This window comes from Pseudomonas sp. TJI-51 (assembly GCF_000190455.2).
Classification (GTDB): domain Bacteria; phylum Pseudomonadota; class Gammaproteobacteria; order Pseudomonadales; family Pseudomonadaceae; genus Aquipseudomonas; species Aquipseudomonas juntendi.
In genome coordinates, this window is record NZ_AEWE02000189.1 from 1 (window position 1) to 7,896 (window position 7,896).

Below are 7,896 nucleotides of genomic sequence, written 5' to 3' on the forward strand. Positions count from 1 at the left end.
GTCCCAGGCGTTACTGGCCCGAAACAAACGTAGGAGCGAGCGCAGCTCGCGATTGCGCCGCGCGGGCGGCGCTCGATCTCACAGGCGCTGAAGATGCTCCGGCGAGCACCTGGCAACCCTGATGCCATCGCCAGAAACCCCCTGGGCTACAACCTGAAATGCCCCACCATCCCCTTCAGGTCGGTGCCCAACTGCGCCAGCTCCACACTTGACCGGGCATTGTCCTGCATGGCCAAGGCCGCCTGGTCGGCACTGCCGCGGATCTGTGTGACGCTGCGGCTGATCTCTTCGGCCACCGAACTCTGCTGCTCGGCTGCCGCGGCGATCTGCTGGTTCATCTGCTGAATCAACGACACTGCCGCGGCAATGCTGCCCAGCGCACTTTCGGTGTGCAACGCGTCAGCCACCGCCATACGCACCAGTTCGGCACTGCCGCGGATCTGCGCCACCGACTGCTGCGCATTGCCGCGCAAGCTGGCCACCAGGGTCTCGATCTGCTCGGTGGACTGGCGGGTACGCTTGGCCAGCGCCCGCACCTCATCGGCCACCACGGCAAAACCGCGCCCCTGCTCACCGGCCCGGGCAGCTTCGATGGCGGCGTTCAGCGCCAGCAGGTTGGTTTGCTCGGCCACGCTCTTGATCACTTCCAGCACATCGCCAATGGTGTGGATTTCGGCACTGAGGCTGTCGATGCCGGCACTGGCGGTTTCCGCCGCGGCGGCCAGTTGTTCGATGCGCTGCATGCTCTGGCGCACCACCTGCTGGCCCGAGCCGACCTTGGCGTCTGCCGACTCGGCCGCCTGGGCTGCTTCTTCGGCGTTGCGCGCCACATCGTGCACGGTGGCGGTCATCTGTTGCATGGCGGTGGCGACCTGTTCGGTTTCCTCTTTCTGGCTGCCCACCTCACGGTTGGTCTGTTCGGTCACCGCCGACAGCGCCTGGGCACTGCCTGCAAGTTGCTCGATGCCCTGCTGCAAGCCACTGACAATACCGGCCAGCCCCGCGGCCATCTGCTGCATGGCCTGCATCAACTGCCCCACTTCGTCACGCCGCGGCGCCTGGGCATCGAACGCCAGCTCGCCCGCAGCAATGCGCTGGGCGCGGGCGATCACATGCTTGAGCGGGCCGACCACCGCGCGGGTAATCAACCAGGCCGCCAGCACGCCGGCCAACAGCGCCAGCACCGTGGCCAGGCCAATGGCCAGGGCATTGCGCTGCAGCTCGCCCTGCAGTGCCTGCTCCTGCGCCAGGTAGGCCTGGTCGACGCGCCCGGTGACCTGCTCGGCACTGGCCTGCAACTGGTCCTTCAACCCTTGTTCACGGGCCAACTCGTCGGTGTATTCGTTGAGCTTTTCCGAGAAGCTGCCGATGTGCCCCGCCACTTCGCCCAGCACGCTCTGGTAACCGGCATCGGCGATGGCGCCCTGCAGCTGGCCGACCAGGCTGGCCGCCTCGACGGTTTGGGCAATGCGCTCTTTACTGACACCCTCTTCGCCCTTGCGGCTTTGCTCCAGGCGCACCCGCGCTTCGTCCATGGCCTGCAGCATGAGCCGCGACACCTGTGCCACCTGCCCGGCTTGCTCGAGAAACTCGCCGCCCTGCTGGCCTTGGGACTGCTTGAGGGTGTACACGCCATCGTCGGCCAGGCCGGCCTGCAGCACATCCAGGTTATTGGCCACGCTGGACACCGACCAGCTGGCCATGTCCAGCGCCAGCTCCTTGGCCTGCACCGCCTGCACGAAGGCCTCGAATGCCTGGCCGTAGGCCGCCAGGTCGGACTCTGCCGCCGTCAGCGCCGGCAGGGTACTGGCGCGCTCGGCCAGGCCCTTGAGGCCGCTGCGCAGCGCCTCGGCCTGTTTCAGGTCGGAACGCAGGGCAAATGCCTGTTCGTGCTGGCGCAAGCGCAGCAGGTCGGTATTGAACTGGGCCAGCTGGCGCAAGCTGTCGAAGCGCTGACCCACGCTGTATAACGCCGCAACACCAATGGCCGCGACCGCCAGCGTCAGCAGCAGCACCAGGGCAAAGCCCAGCCCCAGTTTACGGGCCATGCCCAGGTTGGCCAGCACACCATGCTTGCTCGCGCCCATTGCCCATTCCCCTTGTGCTTGCGAGGTTAACCCGAAGGCCAAGGTTGGCAACGTTGCCTGCTGCTGAACAAGGGCCTGACGTCAGAATAGTGTCAAATAGCTATGTCTTGTCGCTTTTAGCTGCGCTGAAGTCGGTTTCATCAGATCGCTGTCGCCCCACCGTCCACGGTCAGGCAGTGGCCAGTGGTGAACGCCGCGCCGTCGCTGCACAAGTACAGCACCGCACTGGCAATTTCCTCCACCTTGCCAATGCGCCCGACCGGGTGCATGGCCGCGGCGAATTCAGCCTTGCGCGGGTCAGCTTCATAGGCGCGGCGGAACATGTCGGTGTCGATCACCGCCGGGCACACCGCGTTCACGCGGATGCCCTTCTTGGCGTACTCGATGGCCGCCGACTTGGTCAGGCCGATGACCGCATGCTTGCTGGCACTGTAGATGCTCATCTTCGGCGCCGCGCCCAGCCCTGCCACCGAAGCGGTATTCACGATCACCCCGCCGCCCTGGGCCAGCAGCAACGGCAGCTGGTACTTCATGCACAACCACACCCCCTTCACGTTCACGCCCATGATGGCGTCGAACTCGGCCTCGCTGCCGTCGGCCAGGCGATGCTGCTCGATCTCGATACCGGCGTTGTTGAAGGCGTAGTCGAGCCGGCCATAGGCAGCCATCAGCTCGTCGTGCAACTGACGCACCGATGCGTCACGGGTTACGTCGCAGGCAATGAACAGCGCCTGGCCCCCCGCTGCCTGGACAAGCGCTACGGTGGCTTCACCGCCGACCGTGTCGCGGTCGGCCACTACCACCTTCAAACCCTGCTGGGCGAACGCCAGGGCGGTTGCCCGGCCAATGCCGGCCGCCGCGCCGGTAACCAGGGCTACCTGGCCAGAAAAGGTCATGCTCATCGCGCGCTCCTGTGACGGTATGGTGGGGTTCAGAGCATAGTCAGGCGTTGTCTGGCGAGGCAGCATCATCACATGAGCATTTGGGCTGCCATGCTTGTCAGTGATATTAAGGACCTGTATTCATCAACAGGGTAGATTGAAGCCCTGTTTCCCTCCATTGCCTACAAGGACCCCGTCATGAGCCAAACCAACCGCCGCTTCCTGCTCGCCAAACGCCCGGTGGGTGCCGTGCGCCGAGACGACTTCAGCTACGAGACCGTACCTGCCGAGCAACCCGGCGAAGGCCAGGTGCTGGTGCGCAACCTGTACCTGTCGCTGGACCCCGCCATGCGCGGCTGGATGAACGAAGGCAAGTCCTACATTCCGCCGGTGGCCCTGGGCCAGGTGATGCGCGCGCTGGGCGTGGGCGAGGTAGTGGCCTCCAACCACCCGGACTTCAAGGCCGGCGACCATGTAAGCGGCGCGCTGGGCGTGCAGGACTACTTCACCGGCGAGCCCCAGGGCCTGCACAAAATCGACCCCAACCTGGCGCCGCTGCCACGCTACCTGTCGGCGCTGGGCATGACCGGCATGACCGCCTACTTCGCCCTGCTGGAAGTGGGCCAGCCCAAGGCTGGCGACACCGTGGTGATTTCCGGCGCGGCCGGTGCGGTGGGCAGCATTGTCGGGCAGATTGCCAAAGTGAAGGGTTGCCGCGTGGTGGGCATTGCTGGCGGCGCCGAGAAGTGCCAGTACCTGAAGGACGAACTGGGCTTTGACGGGGTGATCGACTACAAGGCCGAAGACGTGCTGGCCGGTTTGAAGCGCGAATGCCCGAAAGGCGTGGACGTGTACTTCGACAACGTGGGCGGCGAGATTCTGGACGCGGTGCTGACGCGCATCAACTTCAAGGCACGCATCGTGATTTGCGGCGCCATCAGCCAGTACAACAACAAGGAAGCGGTGAAGGGCCCGGCTAACTACCTGGCATTGCTGGTGAACCGCGCGCGCATGGAAGGTTTTGTGGTGATGGACCACACCAAGGAGTACGGCAAGGCCGCACAGGAAATTGCCGGGTGGCTGGCCAACGGGCAGGTGAAAAGCAAGGAAGATGTGGTGGAGGGGCTGGAGACCTTCCCAGAGACCTTGCTGAAGCTGTTCAACGGTGAGAATTTCGGCAAGTTGGTGCTGAAGGTTTAACCCTACCCGAATGCGCAGCCCCCGGAAGTTGCGGCCTGGCTTCACGCCGGGCTGCGCAGCACAGCCCCCCTCATTCCCGCACGCTCAGCAGGCGCCCGTGGCCCTGCTGGCGCCGCGAATTGCAGCACCCTTCGGCGTACCGGATTCACAGGTTGACCTTGCCTGTCCGATACCTGCCGTATCCCTTCGTTGCCCCTTCATTTAGAATGGGTAAAGCCTGAGCAAGACATTGGATTACCATCACTTCAGGCCTGGGCAAACAGGCAGTCTGCACCTAAGCGTCAGACAAAACGGATCAACGCTAGGGGTTTGAAATGTGTTCTGAGAATCACGCCGTTACTGACAATCCGTTGGTGACAGTGATCATCGCGTCTTACAACCATGCGCGCTACATCGAAGCCAGCATCATGAGCGTCATCAACCAGACCTACAAGAATATCGAGCTTCTGGTGATCGATGACGGTTCCAAGGACGACAGCCCCGCATTGCTCAAGCGTTTGCAGCAGCAGCACGGTTTCTACCTACGCCTGCAGGCCAACCAGGGCCTGGCACGCACCCTCAACGATGCGATCGCGCAAGCCAAGGGCGACCTGATAGTGCCTTTTGGCTCTGACGACATCATGCTTGCGCACCGTATCGCCACCCAGGTGGCGTATATGCAGGGCAAGCCCGAGGTGGGAATTTGCTCAGCCAACATCGAAACCATCGACCAGGACGGCAAGGTGATGGGTGCCCGTGAGCAGCGCAACCGCAACCTGCCCTTCCGCCGCCTGGACTTCGACGACTTGTTCCTCGACCGCAAGCCAGGGCCCATGGCAGCCACTTTGATGCTGCGCCGTGAGGCCCTGGAAAAGGTAGGTGGCTTCAACCCGGATATCCGCCTGGAAGACGTTTACATCGAGTTGTCGATTGCTCGGGCCGGTTATTACATCGACGTGTTGGGTGAAGTACTGGCGCAGTACCGTGACCACCCTACCAATACCTTCAAGAACGGCCGCTTCATGGTTGATAACGTACTGCGAACCTTTGCAGTGTTCAGCGACCACCCGCAGTACGAGCAGGTTTGCATGAAATTCCGCAACTCCATGCTATTGAAGTACGCCAACCGGGACAAAGCGCTGAGCCGGGAAATGCTTGCGCAAATCCCGCTCAGGTACTGGAACCGCAAGACCCTGCGCGGGCTGTGGCGGTTGCTCTGGTCTTAAGTAACGCGGCCGCGCTGCCAATGGATCAGTGACTGCCCGTAGACCAGCGCCAACGGAATCCAGATCAGAAACCAATGCTCTTTCGGGCGTGACATGAATGCACTGCCTTCAGTCAGGCCCGAAACAAACCCGAAGATCAGCCAGGTGGCAGCCAGCGTTACGCCAGGGTGCTTGCGATAATTCCAGCAGAAGTACATGGCCAGGCTGTAGATCGTCATCCACAGCACCAGGCCCACCACCCCGCCCGCGTACAGCACGCCCAACTCGATGTTATGGGGGTCGGCAAGCGTTTGCGCGAGGCCCGGAATAATCACGGTCATGGGCGTGTCGTAACCATGCCCCAGCCACGGATGCTCGCCAATCTGGCGCAGCGCCTCCAGCCAAATGGCCGGGCGATAGGACAAGCCCCGCTGCGTGATGGCCTCCGGGTAGACCACCACCATGCCCAGCAGCGCGACCAACACTGCAGCCAGCGCCAACAGACCGCGTTTACGGTCGCCGACGATAATCAGCCACGCCAATGCCGCGCCCAGGCCCATCAAAGGTGTCCGTGAACCTGTGGCTACTACCGTGGCGCCCAGGATCGCCAGCCACACCAGCGACATCGGGTCGAGCACGCGTTTTGCCTGGAACCAGTACGCCAGCCATACGGCTGTGAAAGCGCCCAGCACATGAGCGGTTAGTAGAGGGTTGTACAGGGCCCCGTAACCTTCCAGCCGGCTGGCACCCGCTGGCCGTTGGTAAAGCAGGAAATAGCCGAGGTACAGGGCCGCCGCTATCCCTACCAGAGTTGCAGCGATGCGCACGCACTGCTGAAGATGGGCTGGGGCATGCAGGCTGATCATGCCTGCCGATAGCAGCACCATGGCGATGTACAACGGCCTTTTCAGCAAGCTCCCTGCGGAGTTGGCCGAGTCCGACCATGCAATGCTCAGCATGGTGTACGCACAAAACACCAGGAATGCGATGAATAAAGGATTGCCGGCCAGCTTTTTCAGCATTGCCGGCTGCAATAGCAGCGCCACCAAGGTTGGCACTGCCAGCAGGATATAGAACAGCTTGTGGTAGAGAGAACGTTCCCCCACCCAGAACATGCCCGTGAGCATGACCAGCCAACCCAAAGGGAGAACATAGCTGTTGACCTTCCTTCCCCAGCGCTGGGCCGGGGATTCGACTAATACATCGGCTGACATTGACGTTCTCGACAAGAGTGGGGAACTCACGGGCTGCTTACTCGATGTGACCGTAACACAGGCATGTGAACAGAGCGCCTAACGCGCAAGGCTTCAGCCCAACGATGGCTCGGCACTCAGTTGCGAATTTCGGCAACAACGGCTGACAGCGCCTGGCCAGGGTTTGCCGCTTGGCTGATGGGCCGGCCGATCACCAGGTAATCCGAGCCGGCATCCAGCGCTTGGCGCGGTGTGAGGATGCGGCGCTGGTCATCCTGCGCGCTACCCGCTGGGCGAATACCCGGGGTCACCAGCTGCAGCGCGGGGTGCGCCGCCTTCAAGGCTGGGGCCTCCAGCGCCGAGCAAACCAGCCCGTCCATGCCCGCTTTCTGCGCCAATGCCGCCAGTCGCAATACCTGCTCTTGCGGGTCTACATCCAGGCCGATGTCGGCCAGGTCTTCACGTTCCATGCTGGTCAGCACGGTCACGCCAATCAGCAACGGCTGCGGGCCGCTGCGCTTGGCCAGTTCTTCGCGGCAGGCCGCCATCATGCGCAGGCCACCGGAGCAATGCACGTTGACCATCCACACCCCCATTTCGGCCGCTGCCTTTACCGCCATGGCCGTGGTGTTGGGGATGTCGTGGAACTTGAGGTCGAGGAACACTTCGAAGCCCTTGGCGCACAGGGTTTCAACAATGCCCGAAGCGCTGCTGGTGAACAGCTCTTTGCCCACCTTTACCCGGCACAGCGCAGGGTCAAGCTGGTCAGCCAGCTTCAGGGCGGCATCACGGGTCGGGAAATCCAGGGCGACGATCAGGGGCGTCTGGCAGGCGGACATGGCAGGGTCTCTTGGCAAGTCGAAAACGGCGCGCATTGTAAACGAAGTGGCGCGGGCTTTGGGGCCCGCAGGTCACGGAATTGGCCCGGCACGGGCGGGCACCTATAATTGAACCAACGGAACGGGTAATTGCTCAAACTTTACACACGCGTTGCCCATGGCCCGATCAAAGGAGAACGACAATGCCCTGGTATGCCTGGCTGATCCTCATCATAGCCCTTGGCTCCATCGTCGGCGGGTTGATGATGTTGCGCGACACGGCCAAGAAACTGCCGCTTACCGATGAGCAACTGCGCAAGGTGCATGAGCGCAACGCCGAGGCAGATGCCAAGGATGCGCGGGATCGCTGAGACGGCCCGCCGTTGCCCGGGGCGCGAGGATTGTTTTTACGGCCACTTATAAACGGGGCTGGGGGGTAGTGCCTGTTAGTTAAGCGTTACTGGGGCTGCTTTGCAGCCCTTCGCGGGCACGCCCGCTCCCACACGTTGAGGTGCTGAACTCAAGAAATGCGC

General features: G+C 62.6%; 7 protein-coding genes and 1 pseudogene. 3 read left to right on the plus strand and 5 right to left on the minus strand.

Going from position 1 to position 7,896, the window contains the following annotated elements:
- Positions 1–146: 146 nt before the first annotated feature.
- From G1E_RS30370 to G1E_RS26740, 3 genes and pseudogenes are all read right to left on the minus strand, one after another.
- On the minus strand, positions 147–1,028 hold the full coding sequence (locus tag G1E_RS30370; protein WP_370738709.1) for a methyl-accepting chemotaxis protein: 882 nt from the start codon (positions 1,026–1,028) through the stop codon (positions 147–149).
- Positions 1,029–1,055: 27 nt separating this feature from the next.
- Positions 1,056–2,087: pseudogene (locus G1E_RS30375) on the minus strand (methyl-accepting chemotaxis protein); the annotation flags it as partial.
- Positions 2,088–2,227: 140 nt separating this feature from the next.
- Positions 2,228–2,989 (minus strand): SDR family oxidoreductase, encoded by a 762-nt coding sequence (locus G1E_RS26740; protein WP_009685945.1) that lies wholly within the window; start codon positions 2,987–2,989, stop codon positions 2,228–2,230.
- A 177-nt stretch (positions 2,990–3,166) separates the two neighbouring features.
- Here G1E_RS26740 and G1E_RS26745 point away from each other — a divergent pair, with 177 nt between their 5' ends.
- Together G1E_RS26745 and G1E_RS26750 are read left to right on the plus strand one after the other, a co-directional pair.
- Positions 3,167–4,168 (plus strand): NADP-dependent oxidoreductase, encoded by a 1,002-nt coding sequence (locus G1E_RS26745; RefSeq protein WP_009685946.1) that lies wholly within the window; start codon positions 3,167–3,169, stop codon positions 4,166–4,168.
- Between the two features lie 314 nt (positions 4,169–4,482).
- The gene (locus G1E_RS26750) at positions 4,483–5,373 is read left to right on the plus strand and encodes a glycosyltransferase (RefSeq protein ID WP_009685947.1); all 891 of its coding nucleotides are present in this window, start codon (positions 4,483–4,485) and stop codon (positions 5,371–5,373) included.
- Here G1E_RS26750 and G1E_RS26755 read toward each other — a convergent pair.
- Both G1E_RS26755 and pyrF read right to left on the minus strand, forming a co-directional pair.
- Positions 5,370–6,566, minus strand: coding sequence for an O-antigen ligase (locus G1E_RS26755; RefSeq protein WP_033691015.1), 1,197 nt, complete (start codon positions 6,564–6,566; stop codon positions 5,370–5,372). The genes G1E_RS26750 and G1E_RS26755 overlap by 4 nt on opposite strands.
- A gap of 116 nt (positions 6,567–6,682) precedes the next feature.
- On the minus strand, positions 6,683–7,384 hold the full coding sequence (pyrF, locus tag G1E_RS26760) for an orotidine-5'-phosphate decarboxylase (RefSeq protein WP_009685949.1): 702 nt from the start codon (positions 7,382–7,384) through the stop codon (positions 6,683–6,685).
- Between the two features lie 182 nt (positions 7,385–7,566).
- On the opposite strand from pyrF, the gene G1E_RS28150 reads away from it, so the two are divergent.
- On the plus strand, positions 7,567–7,734 hold the full coding sequence (locus G1E_RS28150) for a DUF2897 family protein (protein ID WP_009685950.1): 168 nt from the start codon (positions 7,567–7,569) through the stop codon (positions 7,732–7,734).
- Positions 7,735–7,896 lie beyond the last annotated feature (162 nt).

What these genes read in the sequence shown, in the direction of transcription:
- pyrF (WP_009685949.1), bottom strand. Translation starts at nt 7,384, where the DNA reads ATGTCCGCCTGCCAGACGCCCCTGATCGTCGCCCTGGATTTCCCGACC.
- G1E_RS28150 (WP_009685950.1), top strand. Translation starts at nt 7,567, where the DNA reads ATGCCCTGGTATGCCTGGCTGATCCTCATCATAGCCCTTGGCTCCATC.
- G1E_RS30370 (WP_370738709.1), bottom strand. Translation starts at nt 1,028, where the DNA reads ATGCAGGCCATGCAGCAGATGGCCGCGGGGCTGGCCGGTATTGTCAGT.
- G1E_RS26750 (WP_009685947.1), top strand. Translation starts at nt 4,483, where the DNA reads ATGTGTTCTGAGAATCACGCCGTTACTGACAATCCGTTGGTGACAGTG.
- G1E_RS26740 (WP_009685945.1), bottom strand. Translation starts at nt 2,989, where the DNA reads ATGAGCATGACCTTTTCTGGCCAGGTAGCCCTGGTTACCGGCGCGGCG.
- G1E_RS26745 (WP_009685946.1), top strand. Translation starts at nt 3,167, where the DNA reads ATGAGCCAAACCAACCGCCGCTTCCTGCTCGCCAAACGCCCGGTGGGT.
- G1E_RS26755 (WP_033691015.1), bottom strand. Translation starts at nt 6,566, where the DNA reads ATGTCAGCCGATGTATTAGTCGAATCCCCGGCCCAGCGCTGGGGAAGG.